At 39.8% G+C, this 21,549-nt stretch carries 16 protein-coding genes; 8 read left to right on the top strand and 8 right to left on the bottom strand.

Going from position 1 to position 21,549, the window contains the following annotated elements; genetic code table 11:
* Positions 1-5: 5 nt before the first annotated feature.
* The 3 genes from edd to zwf are packed head-to-tail and all read right to left on the bottom strand — an operon-like array spanning position 6 to position 3,993.
* On the bottom strand, positions 6-1,829 hold the full coding sequence (edd, locus tag ACSLUK_RS04350; protein WP_448547293.1) for a phosphogluconate dehydratase: 1,824 nt from the start codon (positions 1,827-1,829) through the stop codon (positions 6-8).
* 2 nt (positions 1,830-1,831) lie between these two features.
* Positions 1,832-2,524: a 6-phosphogluconolactonase gene (pgl, locus tag ACSLUK_RS04345; RefSeq protein WP_448547292.1), complete on the bottom strand. Its 693-nt coding sequence runs from the start codon at positions 2,522-2,524 to the stop codon at positions 1,832-1,834.
* 2 nt (positions 2,525-2,526) lie between these two features.
* Positions 2,527-3,993, bottom strand: a complete 1,467-nt coding sequence (gene zwf / locus ACSLUK_RS04340) for a glucose-6-phosphate dehydrogenase (RefSeq protein ID WP_448547291.1) — start codon at positions 3,991-3,993, stop codon at positions 2,527-2,529.
* 297 nt (positions 3,994-4,290) lie between these two features.
* On the opposite strand from zwf, the gene ACSLUK_RS04335 reads away from it, so the two are divergent.
* Both ACSLUK_RS04335 and pyk read left to right on the top strand, forming a co-directional pair.
* Positions 4,291-5,139: a MurR/RpiR family transcriptional regulator gene (locus ACSLUK_RS04335; RefSeq protein ID WP_448547290.1), complete on the top strand. Its 849-nt coding sequence runs from the start codon at positions 4,291-4,293 to the stop codon at positions 5,137-5,139.
* 59 nt (positions 5,140-5,198) lie between these two features.
* A complete protein-coding gene (gene pyk / locus ACSLUK_RS04330; RefSeq protein ID WP_448547289.1) occupies positions 5,199-6,632 on the top strand; it encodes a pyruvate kinase in 1,434 nt (477 codons plus the stop codon).
* Between the two features lie 214 nt (positions 6,633-6,846).
* On the opposite strand, the gene ACSLUK_RS04325 is transcribed toward pyk, so the two are convergent.
* A complete protein-coding gene (locus ACSLUK_RS04325; RefSeq protein WP_448547288.1) occupies positions 6,847-9,135 on the bottom strand; it encodes a TonB-dependent receptor in 2,289 nt (762 codons plus the stop codon).
* 92 nt (positions 9,136-9,227) lie between these two features.
* Complete coding sequence (locus ACSLUK_RS04320) at positions 9,228-10,451, bottom strand: phosphopentomutase (RefSeq protein WP_448547287.1); 1,224 nt, start codon at positions 10,449-10,451, stop codon at positions 9,228-9,230.
* 222 nt (positions 10,452-10,673) lie between these two features.
* Here ACSLUK_RS04320 and udk point away from each other — a divergent pair, with 222 nt between their 5' ends.
* The 5 genes from udk to upp all read left to right on the top strand — a co-directional run bounded on the left by udk (position 10,674) and on the right by upp (position 14,814).
* Positions 10,674-11,321, top strand: a complete 648-nt coding sequence (gene udk / locus ACSLUK_RS04315) for a uridine kinase (protein WP_448547286.1) — start codon at positions 10,674-10,676, stop codon at positions 11,319-11,321.
* Between the two features lie 66 nt (positions 11,322-11,387).
* Entirely contained in the window at positions 11,388-12,629 is a 1,242-nt protein-coding gene (locus tag ACSLUK_RS04310; RefSeq protein ID WP_448547285.1) for a NupC/NupG family nucleoside CNT transporter, read from the top strand.
* Positions 12,630-12,649: 20 nt separating this feature from the next.
* Positions 12,650-13,423, top strand: coding sequence for a deoxyribose-phosphate aldolase (gene deoC, locus ACSLUK_RS04305; RefSeq protein ID WP_448547284.1), 774 nt, complete (start codon positions 12,650-12,652; stop codon positions 13,421-13,423).
* A 14-nt stretch (positions 13,424-13,437) separates the two neighbouring features.
* Positions 13,438-14,052, top strand: a complete 615-nt coding sequence (locus ACSLUK_RS04300) for a thymidine kinase (RefSeq protein ID WP_448547283.1) — start codon at positions 13,438-13,440, stop codon at positions 14,050-14,052.
* A 135-nt stretch (positions 14,053-14,187) separates the two neighbouring features.
* On the top strand, positions 14,188-14,814 hold the full coding sequence (gene upp / locus ACSLUK_RS04295; protein WP_448547282.1) for a uracil phosphoribosyltransferase: 627 nt from the start codon (positions 14,188-14,190) through the stop codon (positions 14,812-14,814).
* 264 nt (positions 14,815-15,078) lie between these two features.
* Here the strand turns inward: upp and deoA are convergent, their stop codons facing one another.
* From deoA to ACSLUK_RS04280, 3 genes are all read right to left on the bottom strand, one after another.
* Complete coding sequence (gene deoA / locus ACSLUK_RS04290; RefSeq protein WP_448547281.1) at positions 15,079-16,401, bottom strand: thymidine phosphorylase; 1,323 nt, start codon at positions 16,399-16,401, stop codon at positions 15,079-15,081.
* Positions 16,402-16,415: 14 nt separating this feature from the next.
* A complete protein-coding gene (locus tag ACSLUK_RS04285; RefSeq protein ID WP_448547280.1) occupies positions 16,416-16,814 on the bottom strand; it encodes a cytidine deaminase in 399 nt (132 codons plus the stop codon).
* 208 nt (positions 16,815-17,022) lie between these two features.
* Entirely contained in the window at positions 17,023-20,214 is a 3,192-nt protein-coding gene (locus tag ACSLUK_RS04280) for a TonB-dependent receptor (protein WP_448547279.1), read from the bottom strand.
* A gap of 680 nt (positions 20,215-20,894) precedes the next feature.
* Here ACSLUK_RS04280 and ACSLUK_RS04275 point away from each other — a divergent pair.
* A complete protein-coding gene (locus tag ACSLUK_RS04275) occupies positions 20,895-21,548 on the top strand; it encodes a TetR/AcrR family transcriptional regulator (RefSeq protein WP_448547278.1) in 654 nt (217 codons plus the stop codon).
* Position 21,549: the final 1 nt, after the last annotated feature.

The raw sequence follows: 21,549 nt of genomic DNA, 5'->3' as shown, positions 1-21,549 counted from the left end.
CCAAATTACGCTTCCGTATTGTCAAATAATGAACAAGCACCAGTATTTGCCGAGCTAAGGTTTCTACGCATAAAACCAAATATCTCTCTGCCCATACCGTGGTGATGGCCGTTAACTTGGAATAGTCTTAATTCTCTATTAGCTAACTCTTCATCTGATACTAATAGTGACAACTCTCCTGTTTCAGCATTCAATGAAATAATGTCGCCATTTTCAATTTTAGCAATTAAGCCACCATCGAGTGCTTCTGGGCACAAGTGTATGGCAGCTGGCACTTTGCCAGATGCTCCTGACATTCGACCATCAGTCACTAATGCGACTTTAAAGCCTTTGTCTTGTAATACGCCCAAAGGTGGCGTTAGCTTATGTAACTCAGGCATACCACGGGCTTTTGGCCCTTGAAACCTAACTACCGCGACAAAATCTTTTTCTAGTTCACCTGCTTTGAACGCAGCTTCAAGTTCATGCTGATCTTCAAATACAACGGCTGGTGCTTTAACAACAGCACTGCCTTCGCGCAATGACGATGTTTTGATTACAGACGTGCCTAAATTACCTTTTAACACTTTCAAACCACCGTCTGCTTTAAACGGTTTGCTAACTGTTGCAATGACCTCTGGATCAGCAGAAACATCTAAAGAATCGACCCAAGTTAGTTTGCCATTGTCGAGTACAGGCTGTTTAGTGTAGCGAGTCAGGCCGCGACCACAGATAGTTTCAACATCTTCGTGCAATAAGCCCGCTGACAGTAGTTCTTTAAATAATAACGCCATGCCGCCAGAATTATGGAAATGGTTTACATCTGCCGAGCCATTCGGATAAATACGTGTTAGTAATGGCACTGCATCCGACAAATCATTAAAGTCTTGGAAATCAATAATGATGCCAGCTGCCTTGGCAAAGGCGATAATGTGCATTGTTAAATTAGTAGAACCACCAGTGGCTAACAACGCGACAATTGCGTTAACTATAGAGCGTTCGTCAACCATTCGACCAACAGGCATGTAGTTTCCTGACTGTTGCGTTATACGGGTTACTTGTCTAGCTGCGGCGCGCGTTAGTTCATCTCTCAATGGTGTATTCGGTGGAACAAAAGAAGATCCCGGTAAATGAAGTCCCATGACTTCAACAACCAATTGATTAGAGTTTGCCGTACCATAAAAAGTACATGTACCAGCACTATGATAAGATGCAGATTCGGCTTCAAGTAGTTTATCTTCGCCAATTTCGCCTTTGGCAAATTGCTGTCTTACTCGCGCTTTTTCTTTATTAGGAATACCTGAAGGCATTGGCCCTGCGGGTACAAACACGGTTGGCAAATGTCCAAACGTCATACTAGCAATCAACAAGCCTGGTACGATTTTGTCGCAAATACCTAACATTAACGCGCCATCAAACATGTTGTGCGATAGCGCCACAGCTGTTGACATAGCGATTACATCACGGCTCATCAGACTTAAATCCATGCCCGGTTGTCCCTGTGTAACGCCGTCACACATTGCTGGTACACCACCAGCAAATTGAGCAACACCACCCGTTTCTTTTACAGCCTCTTTAATAATGGCAGGATACGTTTCATACGGTTGATGTGCCGATAACATATCGTTATAGGCTGATACAATCGCGATATCTGAGCGATTAATTCCTCTTAATATTTGCTTCTCTTCTTTGCCACAAGCAGCAAAGCCGTGTGCTAAATTTCCACACGATAAATTGGCACGGTGGACTGTATCAGCTTTAGCTGCGTCTATTCGTTCGAGGTATTGCGCTCTACTATCTTTAGAACGTGCAATGATTCGTTCGGTAATTTCTAATATACGTTTATTCATTATCACTCCGCCCAAAACACTTGTGTGTTTACTGCTGGGGATTGAAGAAATGCTCTGATAGGCATTTCATTTACATTGGTGTTCGCAAGAGCTTCTTGCAGTACAGCTTCCTTGCCGGTACCAACGATATGTAAGAACACATTGTTACTTTGCTTAAGCGCATTAAAACTAAAGCTGATACGTTCATGAGGAGCCGATTTAGGCTCTACTTTAATTAACGGTGGGCTATTGTCAGCCAAGCAAAGATCTATTTGATCGCTACAAGGAAACAGTGAAGCAGTATGACCATCTTCACCCATGCCTAGAATGACGACATCAAAAGGTAAAATTGACGAATTAGCTGCTAAGTTCAGATCTGCCAATGTTTCTTCGTTTAAATGCTCACCTTGCTTTAAATGAAAAAACTTTGCGTTAACCGCTTTGTTTTGAATGAGATTTTCAAAAACAAGTCGCGTGTTACTTGCATCACTGTCAATTGTTACCCAACGTTCGTCAGCGAGCGTAATGGTAATGTCTTGCCACGGTAGGTCTAGTTGAGAAAGCGCGTTAAAAAATCCCTTCGGTGTAGAACCTCCAGAAACCGCTATACTTGCTTTTCCTTTTACATTGACAGCATTCACTAATATTTCACTTACTGATTTAGCGAGCGCTTGATCCAACTTGTTTCTATTCTCGTAGGTATGTAATGTATGCATATTTATTCCACCCATTGTCTGTCGTCGCGGGCAATTAGCGAAATTGAGGATACTGGTCCCCAAGATCCTGCGGCATAAGGCTTAGGTGGTTCACATGACGCTTCCCATGCCTGAATGATGCCGTCAGCCCATGCCCAAGCAGCTTCAACCTCATCACGTCGAACAAATAAAGATTGGTTACCATTAATGACTTCCAACATTAAACGTTCATATGCATCAATTACGCGAGAATCCTTATAAGCCTCAGAAAAGCTCAGATCTAATTTGTTCTCATGGATACGCATTTGTGATGCGATTCCAGGGATCTTATTCATCATCTGTAATTCAACACCTTCATCAGGTTGAAGACGAATCGTAAGTTTGTTTGCAGGTAAATCTGCGTAACTGTCTTTAAAAATGTTATGTGGCTGCTGTTTGAAGTGAACAACAATTTCACTATGTTTGGCAGGCATACGTTTGCCAGTTCTTAAGTAAAACGGTACTCCCGTCCAACGCCAATTATCAATTTCTGCTTTAATCGCTACGAAAGTTTCAGTTTGACTTGAAGGATTAGCACCTTCTTCTTCTAAATAACCAGGCACAGGCGAACCACCTAGAAAACCCTCTGTATATTGCCCTCTAACAGTCTTCTCTTTGACGTTTTGCGTAGTTATGGGCAATAAGGCTTTAAGTACTTTTAATTTTTCATCTCGAATACTGTCTGCACTCAAATCAGCAGGCGGCTCCATGGCCAGCAAAGATAGAATTTGCAACAAATGATTTTGAACCATGTCACGCATTTGACCTGCTTCATCATAGAAGCCCCAACGGCCTTCTATACCGACGCTTTCTGCGACAGTAATTTGAATATGATCGATAAAGTTTCTATCCCAGTTTGTTGTAAACAATGAATTTGCAAAACGTAATACTAACAAATTGAGAACAGTTTCTTTTCCTAAGTAATGGTCAATACGATAAATTTGATTTTCTGCAAAATGGCGCGACACTTGATCATTTACAATCTTAGAAGACTCGAGACAGTGACCAATTGGTTTTTCCATTACCACACGATCGTTAGGCGCAATGAGTCCGGCAGCGTGTAAACCGTCAGAAATATCGCCATAAATTGCCGGAGGTGTCGAGAAGTAATAAACACGAGCGCCGCCATTTGAAAATCTTTCTGCCAACTGGGTATATGAATCGGTGTCTTTAAAATCGAGTTGCTGATAAACTAAACGGGATTTTAAACGTGCAAGGGTTTCTTCATTAAGATCCTCTTTTACAAAGTTCTTAATGTTTTCTTCTATCGTTTGAACAAACTCCGCTAGTTCAATCTCGTGGCGAGCAACACCAACTATGCGGCTCTCGTCACTAAGTAGACCTGCGTGATCTAATTGATATAAAGCGGGAAGTAACTTTCTACGGGATAAATCGCCTAATGCGCCAAATATAACGATTTCGCTAGCAGACTGATAATCAGATTTTTTCATTTCAATAACTTCTCTGGTTCGGACTATCGTAGTGTCATTGTAACTAAACTACATTTACCCGTTAATTTATCGTCATTATCGCCTTCAGTAAAGTACTTTTTGTAATTTTACTACAGAAACAAAATACTTTAAGCACTACGCACTAGCAGCAAATAACTACTTATATAAGTATTAAACATTTGCAAGTTTTTGCCATTTTGATTTATATTAGGTGACAAAATGAAATAAATTTTCATTTATTTCGTTATTTATGAGTAAATTTATTACACTCTGTAAGATTTCTAAGGCCAAAATGTAATGAACATATTAGAAAAAATAGCCAATGAATTAGACACTTTTAGTAAGTCAGAGAGAAAAGTTGCGGAAGTAATTTTAGCCTCTCCAAATACGGTAATTCACGCTAGTATCGCCGCATTGGCCAAGCAAGCTAATATAAGTGAGCCCACAGTTAATCGATTTTGTCGTCGTTTAGATACCAAAGGTTATCCTGATTTTAAATTGCATTTGGCACAGAGCCTTGCAAATGGTACGCCTTATGTAAACCGACACGTTGATGAAAATGACACTGCTGATGAATACACAGCAAAGATTTTTGAATCTACCATGGCAAACTTAGAGTTAGCGCGAAAAAGCCTTGATGGAAATACCATTAATCGAGCGGTTGACTTATTAACACAAGCTAACAAGATTTCGTTTTTTGGCCTTGGTGCCTCGGCTGTTGTCGCACATGATGCACAAAATAAATTTTTTCGGTTCAATGTACCGGTAGTTTATTTTGATGACATATTAATGCAACGAATGAGTGCTATTAATAGCCGTCAAGGTGATGTTGTCGTTGTCATTTCACATACAGGAAGAACTAAGTCCCTTGTAGAAGTGGCAAGTTTAGCCAAAGAAAACGATGCTACTGTTATAGGTATAACAACGCAAGGCACCCCTTTAGCGAAAGAATGTAATATCGTGTTATCAGTAGAAGTCGCGGAAGACACTGATTTATACATGCCAATGTCATCACGCATTGCGCAACTTACACTCATAGATATTCTCGCGACAGGTTTCACATTACGACGCGGAACCAAATTCAGAGATAATCTCAAGAAAGTAAAAGACAGCTTACGAAGTTCTAGATTTGAGCGAAAAGAATAATAACGTTAGCTGTTACTCAAGAAACAAATTAAACCACTTAATTATAAGTAAGGATAACAATGCCTAGAAGAACGAAAATTGTTGCTACCTTAGGTCCAGCAACTGAAGATAGAGAAACCCTAAAGCAAGTTTTAGCCGCTGGGGTGAATGTTGTTAGGCTTAATTTTTCCCATGGTTCTGCAGAAGACCACATTAATCGTGCAAAGCTAGTCCGTGAAATTGCGGCTGAGCTGGGTGTTTATGTTGGTATTTTAGGTGATCTACAAGGTCCAAAAATACGAATTTCAACATTCAAAGATGGCCCTATTCAATTGGCAATTGGTGATAAATTTGAATTAGATGCGACGCTGGCAAAAGGCGAAGGTTGCAAAGAAAAAGTAGGTATTGATTACAAAGCATTACCAAATGATGTTTCTGCCGATGATATATTATTGCTTGATGATGGCCGTGTACAACTTAAAGTTACTCACACAACTGATACCTCAGTATTCACTGAAGTTATAATTGGTGGTCCATTATCAAATAACAAAGGTATTAATCGTCAAGGTGGTGGACTTTCAGCTGCCGCACTAACCGAGAAAGATAAAGAAGATATTAAAGTTGCCGCTCAACTGAACGCTGACTTTCTTGCCGTATCTTTTCCTCGCGATGCTTCAGACATGCGAGAAGCACGCCTTCTAGCACAAGAAGCAGGTTGCGATGCTCGCTTAGTCTCTAAAATTGAACGTGCTGAAGCGGTAAACGATAACAAAGTACTCGACGACATCATTCTCGCGTCTGACGTTGTAATGGTAGCTCGTGGCGACTTAGGTGTTGAAATTGGCGACGCGGAGTTGGTTGGTAAACAAAAGCACATTATTGCTCGCTCTCGTCAACTTAATCGTGCAGTAATCACTGCGACGCAGATGATGGAAACCATGATCGAGCAACCTATGCCAACACGTGCAGAAGTTATGGATGTGTCAAATGCTGTTTTAGATGGCACCGACGCGGTCATGCTTTCAGCAGAAACAGCAGCGGGTAAATACCCTGTTGAAACAGTTAAAGCAATGTCAGCCGTTTGTATCGGTGCTGAAAAACATAGCTCTGTCACTACATCTAAGCATCGCATTGAAATGATGTTTAACGAAGTGTCAGAAACTATTGCCCTTTCAGCAATGTATGCGGCTAACCATTTAACTGGTGTAAAAGCTATCATCGCGCTAACTGAATCGGGCCATACGAGCAAAATCATGTCTCGCATTACGTCAGGTCTACCTATTTATTCATTGTCTCGTCATGCTAAAACACTTAATAAAACGGCTATTTATCGTGGTGTTTACCCAGTAGCTTTTGACTCAACCGCTTGTGATAACGACAATTTGTCAAAAACAGTTTTAGCGGAAGTTTCTAAGATTGCTAACCTTAAAGAAGGTGACAAAGTGATTTTCACCCATGGTGATTTAATGGAAACTGTTGGCGCAACTAACACATTAAAAATTCTAACAGTCTAGTAATTTCAAAAGAGTGTAAGTTAACAATCGAACAAAACTCCTGAACTATTCAGGAGTTTTTTTTATTTCAACATTCAGCATTCTTGTCGGCTGTTTTGAAAATACATGTATTAGAAAAACAGCCAAAAAAAATACCAGTCAATTAACATTTGACTGGTACTTTATTACTACTTTCAATATCGATATAAGTTATCGATGAAAGCTAAGTTACTTTTTAGAATTCAACTTTGAATTCAGCACCTACGAAGCGACCTTCATTTACAATAACTGTATTGTTAGTAAAATCTACAGCGCCAATTGATTGTTGTGTATCAAAGATATTACGAACAAACACAGCAAACTCGTATGTATTTTCTTCTGCGAAGTAAGTGTAACCTGAACGTAAACCACCTTCTAATAATGCGTCACCAGTAAATTCTTTAGACTCATACAAGAAGAAGCTAATTTCGTCGCGGTAAGACCAGTCAGTATAAACGTAAAACTCGCCTTCACCGATTTCTTTAGAGTATCTAGCTGTGAAGTTGAAAATCCATTCTGGCGCATGTGGTAGGCTGTTACCGTTAATTGCCGCTTTCTGATTAACCACTTCATCCATAATCGTACAAGAAGCACAAACTGGGATGAATAAGTTGTCATCTTTAATTTCAGTATTGTTATAACTTACTGAAGCTGTAACGGAGAATTCATCTGTGATCATAAACTCTGAGTCAATTTCAAAGCCATAACCAACTGTTTCTTCCGCATTTACTAAGCTAGCAACGTTACCTTCAACACCACCAACAGAAGTTAGTTGTTGATCATCCATAGTGAAGTAGAATACAGACGCATTGATTCGCCCCATTCCGTCTAACACATCACTTTTCACACCTGTTTCAAATGAAAGGATAGTTTCGCTATCAGCGATTGAAATACCATCATCAAAAGCGAAAAGAGAACGACCTTGAATACTCGGTGCACGGAAGCTGTCAGCAATACGCGCATACAAGTTTACATCGTCGGTATATTTGTAAGAAGCACTGATATCCCAGCTCACATGTGAATCACTTGGATTAGCTTCGCCACGAACTGAATCTGGTGCACCAAAAATAGCTAATGGGCTTTTGAAACGTTCTGAACTGTATTCTTTTTCATCATCAGAATAACGTAAGCCAAGTGTTACTTGTAGCTTTTCAGACATTTGGTAATCAAATGAGCCAAATACCGCCCATGCAGTTGTATCTTGCTTTTGAACTACGTAGCCATTTTGCGCGCCGTTACCAAATAACGTATCGTATGCAAAACTTTCGATAGTCATGTCTTCTTTAAAGTAAAACACACCAGCTTGGTAGTTAAAGTCGCCGTCGAAATTACTCGTTAAGCGAAACTCTTGCGTGAATTGGCTGTGATCAGGTAAACCGTCAGCAGTTTCTGAAGAAATGTTGATAATGCCAGGACCTGAAGGTTCAAAATCTGGCGGACAAGCAAAACCATTACAACCATAACCACCATCAACGTCAGCGCGTGAATAGATTTCAGCACTTTCGTAACCAGTAATTGAAGTAAATACATAGTTATCTAGATCGATTTCAAGTTTAAAGCTTGCGCCTTCAGCTTCTACTTGTTGCGTCGCACGAGAAGCTGCGTCGTGGTAAACCACGTCACTATCAAACCCTGATGCCAATTTACCAGTTGCCCCAGCTCTTGCGCCGTTGGCATAAAAAGGAATTGGTTTACCGTCTAAATCACGTGCGTGATAGTTAAATAACGCATAAACGCCGTCATCTTCGTATAGGAACTGAATACGAGCCGCTTGATCGGTGTAACCACCTAATACATCATTTTGTTCAAAACCAGGCGCTTTATTATCGATATAATCGTCACGCTTCTGATGCAAACCAGATACCCTGAATGACAACTCATCTGTAATGCCACCACTTACAGCTGCACGTAAATCTGATGTACCCTTGCTACCGTATGACAAAGACGCAAAGCCTTCAAAAACCTGACTAGGTTTTACTGTGTCAAACTTAACAAGCCCTGCTGGAGTATTACGGCCGAACAAGGTACCTTGTGGCCCTTTAAGTGCTTCTACTCGCGAAACATCAAAAACTGGGAAACCTTTAAGAATTGGGTTTTCCTGAACAATATCATCTACCACTAATGAAACTGGTTGAGATGCATTTAAATCAAAATCTGAGTTACCCAAACCACGCATATAAAAACGCGGGAAAGTACGACCGAACGAAGACTCTACCGACAAACTTGGTACACGAGCGTTTAAAAAGCGAATATCCATCGCTGCATCATTTAATACATCAAGCTTTTCGCCTTGTAATGCTGAAACCGCAATAGGAACTTCTTGCACATTTTCAACACGCTTACGAGCGGTTACTTCTATAACTTCGAGGCCTTTAACCTCTTCTTTAGCTTCTTCTGCAAGACCGACCTGACTGTAGCCAACAGCAGACGACAACAATGCAACCTGCACACAAGACGCAAGAACGCTTCGTCCGAACTTTTTCATTAGTACTCTCCCAAGGACTAGTTGTTATACTATTTTTATCTTTGTTGTTTAAAAAAACACTCGTTATTATAGCTTTTTACGAGAAAAATGCTCTATTTCGTGAAATTTAATTGCTTATAGAAGCTGACACCATAGTCAAACGGAGATAAATCGAACATTTCGGCTAAAGTTTGACCTAAACAGGCGAAAGTATTCATCTCACCTAAGTTAACCGAATCAATATTATGGTGATAAGCCAACATCGGAACATATTCACGAGTATGATCACTTCCAGGCCATGTTGGGTCACAACCATGGTCTGCAGTTAAAAATAACAAATCACTCTCACCCATGGCTGCATAAATTTCAGGTAATCGTTTATCAAATTCTTGTAATGCATCAGCGTAGCCAATCGGGTCGCGACGATGGCCATAGTCTTGATCAAAATTTACTAAATTAGTAAAAATAATACTCTTGTCTTGTGCGGTTTTAATATGCTTAATAGTTGCATCAACTAATGCATCAATACCTGTTGCTTTGGTTTTCTCTGAAATACCTTGATGGGCAAAAATATCTGCTATTTTACCAACACTGATGACATGTCCACCTTCATCGGTAAATTTGTCGAGAATCGTCGGCGCTGGCGGTAATACGGAGTAGTCTCTACGATTACCCGTACGCTCAAAACCGTCTGCATTGTCACCTGTAAATGGTCTGGCAATGACTCGACCAATATTATAGTCATAGTCGTCGAGTAGGCCCCTTACTGTTTCGCAATATTGGTATAAACTATCTAAACCAAAATGCTCCTCATGAGCCGCAATCTGAAAAACGCTATCAGCTGAAGTGTAACAAATAGGTAGCCCTGTACGTATGTGCTCTTCACCTAAAGACGCTATAATTTCGGTTCCAGATGCGTGGCGATTGCCTAACATACCGTTATAGCCTGTTGCTTCATTAATCTTACTAATCAACTCTTCCGGAAAACAGTTAGTTTTGTTGGTAAAATACCCCCATTCAAAAAGCACTGGTACACCCGCCATTTCCCAATGTCCGCTTGGCGTATCTTTACCACTACTAATTTCTGCTGCATAGCCAAAAGCCCCCTTTTTGGGTTTTCCACAATGCATAGGGAATGTTTCTTTGCCTGCTTCAATACACGCCCTTACCAAACCTAAAGCAGCTAAATTTGGCAGAGCCATTTCTTTACCAGTTTTGTCAAAATAATACTGCGCAATGTGAGCAAATGTGTTTGCTGACTCATCACCAAACTTATTTGCGTCGGGCGCATGCCCAATTCCAAAACTATCGATAACTAAAATTATTGCTCTTGCCATTTTTTTAACCTATTTCAAATTTATATCATGACCATCTGGTCAAGATATGTTAATTTACCACTAATCACATTTACAACCTAGTGCAAATATTCATTATTTCGTACTAAATTTATGACAAAGTATAGTTAAACCTGTTGTTTTATATAGGAGAATGTAACGAATTCGTTCATAATCTTGCCTTTTATGTGTAACAGAGTTTAATGAGTTAAGGCTTCAAGTACATTGCAAACTACAAAACCAACAATTATCGCCATCGCTGGTGCTTCAGCATCAGGAAAAACGCTCTTTGCTGAGACAATTTACGACGAGTTACTACCAGAACTTGGTAAACACGGGATCTCTATTATAAAAGAAGATTCCTATTATCGTTGTCAGGATCACTTGGCGTTTGAAGATCGTTTAGCTACTAATTACGACCACCCTGACGCTTTTGAACATGACCTCATGGCGGAGCATTTACAAGATTTAGTCAATAATAAGTCTGTAGAATGTCCCGTATATTGCTATAAAACACATACGCGTACGTCTGAAACGAAATCAATTAACCCTACCCCCATTATCTTAGTTGAAGGTATATTACTTTTCAGCAATCCAGAATTACGCAAGCAGTTCGATATCAAAGTGTACATGGATACACCGTTGGATATATGCCTGGTTAGACGTATTAATCGTGATACATTAGAACGTGGACGTAGTGTTGAATCAATAACGAAACAATATATAAATACAGTACGCCCTATGTATTATCAACATATAGAACCAGAAAAAGCCTTTGCTGATATTGTTGTTACCAAAGGCGGCAAAAACCGTATGGCTATTGAATTAATTAAGGCTAAAATTCGTCAATTAATGAATGGCGTAACTGCCTAAATAACAATAAATCAAACCCCATTAGCTAATTTACTTTTACTATAACTATAACGACAAGAGGAATTCATGGAACTAGGTGCACTAAGAGGATTAATTGGTATCGGCGTACTGTTAGCCGTTGCTTATTGCTTATCAAAAAATAGAGCTGCGATTAACTGGCGTACTGTAGGTTTTGCTTTCTTGCTGCAATTATTGCTCGGTGCTTTTGTTCTCTATGTTCCAGCAGGTAAGGACGTTCTAGCGTCTATCACAAATGGTGTACAGCAAGTTATTGATAGCGCAAAAGTCGGTATTAACTTTTTGTTTGGTGGCTTAGGCACAGACGCAATGTTTGAAAACGGTGTGGGTTTTGTCTTCGCTGTTCGTGTACTTCCTGTCATTATTTTCTTTTCGTCACTCATTGCAGTTCTTTACTACCTGAACATTATGCAAATCGTCATCAAGATTATCGGCGGCGGTTTACAAAAACTATTAAAAACCAGCAAGCCAGAATCATTGTCTGCAACAGCCAATATCTTTGTTGGCCAAACAGAGGCCCCACTTGTTGTTAAACCCTATATCGCAAAAATGAGTCAGTCTGAACTGTTTGCTATTATGGTTGGTGGTTTGGCGTCAGTTGCTGGTTCCATTTTAGCGGGATATGCCGGTCTGGGTGTTGAACTGAAGTACCTAATCGCAGCCTCATTTATGGCAGCACCAGGTGGTCTTTTAATGGCAAAAATTATTATGCCAGAAACCGAAAAACAATCCTTTGACAATGAAGTTGTAGATTTTGAAGAAGACAACAAACCAACTAATGTTATCGACGCGGCAGCTGCCGGAGCGGCTTCAGGTCTGAAACTTGCCGTTAATGTAGGCGCAATGTTACTTGCATTTATAGCCATTATCGCGTTGCTTAATACATTAGTAGGCGGAACAGCCTCTTTACTTGGGTTTGAAGGCATAACAATTGAATGGTTATTGGGTTATGTGTTCGCACCATTCGCCTTCATTATCGGTGTTCCATACGAAGAAATGCTTCATGCCGGAAGTTTCATCGGCCAAAAGATAGTAGTGAATGAGTTCTTTGCCTATATAAACTTTGTTGAAATAAAAGATACTTTGAGCCCAGTAACACAAGCAATCGTTACATTTGCTCTTTGCGGTTTTGCTAACCTGTCATCCATTGCAATTTTGCTTGGAGGCATTGGTTCTATGGCACCAAGTCGTCGACATGACATAGCCCGTTTGGGAATGAAAGCGATGTTAGCAGCCACTCTAGCCAACTTAATGAGCGCCGCCATAGCCGGTGTATTCATTAGCTTATAGTAAGAATAAAGGAGACAATAGTGTCCAAATCAACAGAGATTGCACAAATTGCATTGTCATTAATGGATTTAACCAGCTTAACCAATGTCGAAACAAACGAAGACATTGTAGAGCTGTGTAAACAAGCCAATTCCCCTGCTGGGAAAACGGCAGCAATTTGCATCTATCCAAGATTTATTCCTATTGCCAAAAAACAGTTAGTTGCTCAAGGCACACCAGAAATCAAAATAGCGACGGTGACTAACTTTCCGCACGGCGATAGCGATATCGATATTGCCGTGGCGGAAACCAAAGCAGCAGTCGCTTATGGCGCTGATGAAGTTGATGTTGTTTTTCCATATAATGCGTTAAAAGCAGGCGATACTGAAACTGGCGCTGCACTTATTAGTGCATGTAAACAGGCGTGTAGTGAAAACGTTTTGCTTAAAGTGATCATTGAATCAGGCGAATTGGCAAGCCCTGAACTTATTAAGTTAGCGAGTGAAATCGCCATTGATGCAGGTGCAGACTTTATTAAGACTTCTACCGGAAAAGTACCTGTAAATGCTACACCTGAAGCCGCTGAGATTATGTTGAATGTTATTAAAGATAAAAACCATGCGATTGGCTTCAAGCCTGCTGGTGGTGTTAGAAATTCAGATGATGCTCAAGTGTATATCTCACTAGTTGATAACATTTTAGGACGAGATTGGCTGTCATCAGCGCATTTTCGTTTCGGTGCGAGTAGCTTATTAGGTAATTTACTTAGCGAGCTTGGCCATGACGCTACACCTAGCAATAACAACGCCTATTAGTTAAAGGGTTAACAATGGCTCAATTGTATTTTTACTACTCAACGATGAATGCGGGCAAGTCTACACACTTGTTGCAATCATCTTATAACTATCGAGAGCGCGGTCTCAACACTGTGCTTTATACTGCACTAATTGATGATCGCTTTTCAGCGGGAAAAGTGTCTTCACGTTTAGGCATCGATGCAGACGCTCGCCTATTCGACAATCAAACTCGATTAGATCAAGATGTATCTGACATTCTTCAGACACAAAATGTTGATTGTGTATTGATTGATGAAAGCCAGTTTTTAACTGAAGCGCAAGTAAAGCAACTCACCAATATTGTTGATGAATTCAACATACCAGTATTGGCATACGGTATTAGAACCGACTTCTTGGGTGATACCTTCGAAGGTAGTGCGGCATTACTTGCCTGGGCTGATAAACTCGTTGAGTTAAAAACAATATGCCATTGCGGTCGCAAGGCTAATTTCGTTATTCGCGTTGACGAGAACGGAAACGCCGCTACCGGCGGAGAGCAAGTTGAGATTGGTGGCAATGAGCGCTATGAATCACTCTGCAGAACCCATTTTAAACAACAGGTTTGGTATAAGAGTGAACAGCCATCTCAACAGCTTCTCGAAGCCTAAACTAGCTGTTCCGTGACAGTCTTCTAAAGACTGTCACTTTCTACTTGAATATACGTTTATCTTTGCTAATTTAACTTCTTAATGTCATTCCCATTTAGCAATTGCTCAATACAATAATTCTTTAAAGGAAAAACAATGACGGTTTTTGCCAGTACTCACCCTTTAATTCAACATAAAACGACGTTACTACGTCAAGATGATATATCAGTTAAGAGCTTTAGAGAGCTAAGCAATGAAATTGCTAGTTTGCTTATGGTTGAAGCAACGGCTGATCTGTCTTTAACAAACACCAATATCACATGTTGGTCAGGTGAAATTAGTGCGCCAATACTTGCTGAAAAACAACCAACACTAGTGCCAATTCTAAGAGCAGGCATCGGCATGTTAGATGGGGCGTTAAATATTTTGCCGTGTGCATCAATTAGCGTAGTAGGTCTAAAAAGAAACGAAGAGACTTTAGAGCCTGAAAGCTATTACGAAAATGTCGTAAATAATATTGATAAACGCACGGCGATTATTATCGATCCAATGCTGGCAACTGGCGGTACCGCACTTGCCACTATTGATTTGTTAAAGTCTTCCGGGTGCAAAAATATTAAAGCGGTATTCTTAGTCGCGGCACCAGAAGGTATAGATAAAATCGTTTCTGCACACCCTGACGTTAATTTATACATTGGCGCAGTTGATGAAAAGCTAAATGATAAAGGCTACATTTTGCCAGGCTTAGGCGATGCTGGCGATAAGATATTTGGTACGCTTTAATTAAACTAATACGTGATTAGTGCGCCCTTCAATTTTTCTGTTCACATAATATTTTAACGTTCATGCTGAGCGCACAGCAGTCGAAGTATGGACGCACGTAATTGCCCTTCGACAAGCTCAGGATGTGCGTATTTTGTAACCCTTCGATTTGTTCATACCTCACACTCAGGATGTACGGGAATTAACTTCCGTTCATGCTGAGCGCGAAGCAGTCGAAGTGTGAACAGCATTTGGATTCGTTCACACTAAGTTGGAAGTAGAACCTTATCCCTGATACTTAATCGTTTTAACAATAACTGGCGGAATTTCTCTAATTTGTGCCTCAATGATTACTGCTTGCTGATATTGTGAAGCAGCGCTTAACGCTTCGTCTTCAGTACGAGCATGAACGCGGGCAATTACATCACCTTTGTTTACTAGCGTTCCCACAGATAAAATACGATCAAAGCCAACGCTATGATCAATTGCTTCACCATTAGCTAACCTTCCCCCTTTTAGCCCAACTACCGACATCCCAATATCTCGAGTTTCCATGCTGGTAATTAAGCCATTACTCGTTGCGATAACGTCTGTCACTACATTCGCTTTTTGCATTGTCTTCCACGGATCTTCCACGAAATCACTAGGGCCACCCAAAGCATGGATCATCTTATTAAATAATTCAGCTGCGGCACCTGAATTAAGCACCTGATTAATTTTCTCTATCGCTTCGTCGTGATTTCTCACTAACATTGCATTAATTAACATTGAAGATGCCAAGGCAACAACAACTTGATGAAGTCGAGGCTCACGTAAATCGCCTGATAAGTATTTGGCCGTTTCTGCCATCTCTAATGCATTCCCAGCCGTACTGCCTAACACTTGATTCATGTCAGTAATAATTGCTTCGGTTGGTACACCTGCGCCTGTCGCCACATTAACGATACTGGTTGCTAACGCTTCAGCGTCTGCAACATTATTCATCATTGCACCGTTGCCGACTTTAACATCCATCACCAACGCGTCTAAACCCGCTGATAATTTCTTAGACAGAATTGACGCTGTAATTAACGGTATAGATTCTACTGTAGCGGTAACATCACGAATGCCATAAAGGCGTTTGTCAGCTGGTGCTAAATTGTCGGTTTGGGAAATAATCGCCATGCCAACATCTTTTACGATTCGCTTAAATTCGGTGATAGTAGGCTGAACATTAAAGCCAGCTATACTTTCCAACTTATCTGAAGTGCCACCTGTATGGCCAAGTCCCCTGCCAGATATCATAGGAACATACGCACCACACGCACCAACAATCGCCGCTAACATAAAGCTGACTTTATCACCTACACCACCCGTTGAATGCTTATCAATGATCGGTCCATCTAATTCAGGCCACGACAGTACATCTCCTGACAATTTCATCGCTTTAGTCAGTTCAACTATTTCACTAGTCGACATACCACGTTGGAATATTGCCATAGCCATTGAACCTACTTGGGCATCATTAAACTTTCCAGACACTAAACCGCTAGCAAAAAATTGAATTTCTTCAGCTGATAGTTCACCACCATCACGCTTTTTACGAATTATTTCTTGTGGTAAATACATGGTACATCCTGTTGTTAATTATCTAAAAGATCGTTTGGGGTAAATGCATCAGGTAATAAGGCCTCTACCGTCCAATGTTTACATTCACCTAAATGGTTAGTAGCAGTTATGGTGGCTGATTGTGCGAAAAATTCGACGATGACTTGTCGACAAGCGCCACATGGTGGCGTCAATTTATCTTCTTCAGTATATATCACCATAGTCTCGAACTTTGTTTCACCTGCTATAACAGCCTGCGCAATACAGTTTCGTTCTGCGCAAACAGTCAGGCCATAAGAGGCGTTTTCAACATTACAGCCGCTGACCATTTTCCCAGATTGTGTTATCGCAGCCGCCCCGACATGAAACTTACTATAAGGTGCATATGCATTGTTATAAGCCTGTTTAGCAAGCTTTATTAATTCATTGTTCATAGATCTTCCTTAAACACCAAAGCCATACCTGACCAAATGGTTAACTTTATTCTACCTATCTACTTAAAGAATACAATGGAAAAATGAACAAATTAGTGATCTTTTAAAATACTTAAAAACTAACTAGTTTCTGCATAAAATCTGCAAGAAACAAACATAAAAAAACCGCACAGTGTGCGGCTTTTTACAATCGAATCCATCATCCTAATTAGAATGTGTACCTAACGCCAATCTTGATGCGATAAGTTGACTGTTTAGCTTCGAATGTCAAATCGTCATTTACAATGTCACCAATGATGTATTGACCTGTCGACTCGTCGATATCCATTTCGATAACTTCACGTGTTCCAAAGTCTTGACGGTAAACTTTACCTTTAGACGAATCTAGTAGATTTAATAGATTGTTCACAACGAAATAAAATTCACCTTTATGACCTTCCATGAAACCAGGGATTTCTTGAGACACATAAAGATCCATTTTTGTCACCCATGGTGCATTTCCTTTACCGCGTGGTGCAAAACCACCAGCGTAACCACTTAAACCTAATTCGTCATAGTAAGCTAATGCTTCAGCTTCAGTGATACCTTCGTATCTTACATTTGGGTCATTAGCTGTAGGAACATAAGCCAAGTAATTGCCACCAAATGTAGAACCAAAACCTGATGGCTGAATTAGATCCTGATTAAAGAAGCGACCACCTTGCAAGTTAACCAAATCGGCTAAATGGCTGTATGGAGAACCTGAATGACGTTCAAAGAATAAGTTAAAGTTAGTTTCGTAACCTTCGAAGAACTCAGTTTTATAACCAAGGCTTAATACAAATCTATGCTCAGTTTCATATGAAGATGTTCCAACTTGAGTTAACTGATGATCGCCAAAGTGACCAAAACGGTAGTTACTACGAGCGGTTGAAGAACCACCAGGGTTACCTTCTGTGATATCCTGATACGTATATGATGCGTTAAATCTAAAGCCGTTATCCCAAGTCTTAGCTAAACCAGTACTTAAAATAACAGAACGTCCATCATCATCAGCGTTAGTTAACATGATGTCTAATTCACGTGTATCGTAGAAAGGTAATGCACCATCTTTTGTGCTACCAACTACATCACCTTCCTGTAACAATGCTGCGTTAATCCATTCTGCTGAATTTTCTTTATCAGTATAGATTGCTGTTGTTGTCCAAGAGAAATCATTGCCCAATTCAGGAATATCAAACATTACTTCTGAATTTAACATGTAAGTCCACTGCGAAGGAATGTCAAAGTTAGGATCAATTAAATTAGCAGTTGACATACCTGTGCCGCTATTAATTGCATCTATAGCTTCTTGAGGTGGCGTTGTTAAGATATTCCCTGTCGATGCAAAATCATCAGATAAATCACGATCCGAAACACCTTGTTTACTAATACCATCATTTGAGTATGAGTTAGAAATCCAAACATTTGGATTACCACCAGCATAACGACCAACGCTACCACGGAAAGTTACGTTCTCATTAAGCGTATACGTAAAGCCAGCACGCGGAAGGAAGATATCGACACCGTCCATATTAAAAGTATTGTCGAATCCAGTTCTGTCAAACAAGCCTTGGTTAAACTTAGGGCGATCGTTTGAAGATAATCGTTCATATCGTAAACCAAAAGACAACGTTAATTCGTCAGAAAAATCCCAAGTGTCGTTTACATAGAATGCTAAATCTTTTCGCTCGAACGCTGCAGCAACAGCCAACGGATCATTACCTACACCATTCTCGTACGTGTAGCGAGATACGATTCTGTTCTCGAAGTCTTCTAAGCTGTTAAACTGAACCGTACCCCTTGAATTAGGCAGGAACTGATTTTCTACTTCAAGAATCTTATAATCGATACCGAAATCAATAACATGATCATCCAGTAAATAACTACCATCGAATTTTAAAATTGTTAGGTCATTGTTTAAGCTGTTTGAATGACGGAAAGCATCAGAACCAAAGGCTAATGAACCACGATCTCCATCGCCATCAATGTCAATATTGCGAATAGTAACGTCACCTAAACCTAAATCTTTTTTTAGTGATACTTGACCGGTCTCAACAGATTTTTGAGTAATACTGATTTCCGTTGAAAAATTGTCAGTCCAATCAGAGTAAAGTTTTGCACTAAAGTTATTTAACTCTTCAAATTTGTTATACCAATGTGTATCTAAACGTAATTCACGATCAGATGTTGTCATGTTACGCGTGTTGTTACCTTCGTTAAACATGTAAACGAAGTTAGCACGATGATAGTCATTGATATTCCAATCTAGCTTTAGAATGTATTTTTCATCATCCAACAAAGGTTGTGAATCATATTCACCAATATCAGAAACACCGTAAACACGATTCGCAATTTCACGCACGGCGTCTACTTCAGCTGCCGTAACAGTTGTTTGGTTTGCACCAATTGTGGTACCACCGGCACCATATTCAATAACTTGAGGCGATTTAAACTTTTCGTAAGCAGCGAAGAAGAAAAGTTTATCTTCGATGATTGGCCCACCAACTGTAAAACCATAATTTTCTTCTTCGAAATCGATTGGACGTTTTCCGTCATCGTCTTCATCTCGAGCCATAGAATCAACAGGCGTACCTGCTAATGCGTCACTTGTTCTTTCAAAGAACATGTTTCCATGGAATTCGTTTGTGCCTGATTTAAAAACGGCGTCAACGCTACCACCAGTAAAGCCACTTGATTTGGCATGTGTGGGAGCTACTTCTACTGAAACTTGATCTAAAGCATCTAACGGGAATGGATTACGCTGCGTAGGGTAACCATTGTTATTCAAACCAAAATCATCATTTAATGGAATGCCATCAATACTAATTGAATTAAAACGAGGGTTGCTACCCGCGATAGTCATCGCACTATCATCACCTGGTTGAATAACCACTAGAGGGTTATTTCTTACCACATCTTTTAAATCACGGTTTAAGCTAGGCGTATTTGCGATATCATCCGCACCAAAGTAACTTTTGTTTGCAGTTGAGTCATATACCACTCTAGAACCAGTAACTGAAATTACCTCTACGTTCTCTGATTTAAGTTGTTGATCAACTCGATGTGTTTCACCTAAAGAAAGGTAAATATTATCGATGTTAACGTCTTGGAACTTGTCAGAATCAACTTCTAATCTATAAGGGCCACCTACTCGTAGGCCTTTAACATTATAAGCACCACTAGCATTTGTAGTTACTGTACGTCGAGTACCAGTTGGTTCGTGGATAATAGTTATCTTAGTGTTTTCAGCTGCATTACCCTGAGGACCAACAATTGTTCCACGGATATTTGAAGCAGTGTCAGCTGCCATTGCGGACGTTGAAAGTCCTAGCGCAAATATTACCGCACCAGAGATGCGTGAAAGGCGATGGGTATTCATCTTTTTATTCCTTGGTGTATGTATAATATGTTTTTGTATAACTGACCAATTAATCAGTATTTTTCAAAAATTCTAATTATGCTTTCTAAAGCCAATTTTCTGTAGAATTACAGCAGACTTTTCTTACAGTTTGATTACAATATTTTACAACGAACAAAAAAACAAGTTTTATCTAACTGTTTAAATTTGACACATCTGACAGGTTTTAAATAACAAATCTTTTTGTAGCAACCCATAAGGCCACTTTACATTGATAAAACACACGTTTGAAAAAAATTAATATTTTTTGAACAAAGAGCGAATCACCAACCAATAAGCACATAAACTTACCAACTGGTCAGGTTTGAAACACCAAATACAATGACGCCATTATTTAACTGCCTGAGAGCACCTTTAATAAAAAGACTGATTGAACAGGTTACTTCTTAAAAACTTCAACAAGCACCCGAAAAATGGAACTTTAATCGAATTTAGTGAATAAACACCTCGTTACTCTCATAACAGCTATTTATTTCATATATATGTCTAGAATGTGTCATAAAATAGCGCTATGCTGTTAACTTATTTCATGGATTATAACATCAGGCTTAGTGCAATTATCTGACCTAATGGTCGACAACTTAGTAAAATAAGTTAATGACTTATGGCGTATAGATTGTTAAAAGTATCGGCAAATAAAAATGACCATTTCATTAGTGAATATGACGCAAAATAAATCGTCCGGTAAACAAGGACAAATCAGAATAAAAAGTCAGGAAAAAATACTTGCTGCTGCACAGGAAGAATTTATTTTACAAGGATATAAAGGCGCTACTGTGCAATCTATCGCAGATAGAGCAGGATTGCCTAAAGCCAACGTCCTTTATTATTTCAAAAATAAAGAAAACATCTATCATGCTGTGCTCGAACAAACGCTCAATATGTGGGATCAAGGAATTGGTGATATCCATTATGAAGACGGCCCTAAAATAGCGATTGAAAAATTTATTGCCGCTAAAGTTCGCATGTCTTTTGAACACCCTTCTGCCTCAAAAATATACGCAATGGAGATTATTCAAGGTGCTCAGCATTTAAAGGAGTTTGCGCGCACATACCTAAGAAAGTGGGTACGTGAAAAAGCCAAAATTTTTCAGCGTTGGGCTGACGAAGGCAAGATGAACGACGTAGATCCTATTAGCTTAATCTTTTTAATATGGTCAACAACCCAACATTACGCTGACTTTGAGACTCAAATTCTAACGATAATGAACCGAGCAGATTACGAAGAAGAAGACGTACAACACGTTACGAAGTTTCTAACTGATTTCATTCTGCGCGGTCTAGGTGTAAGTTAAA

It is taken from the genome of Thalassotalea fusca (assembly GCF_053485835.1).
The sequence above is the reverse complement of the archived record's forward strand: the minus strand, read 5'-3'. Positions and strand labels throughout refer to the sequence as shown.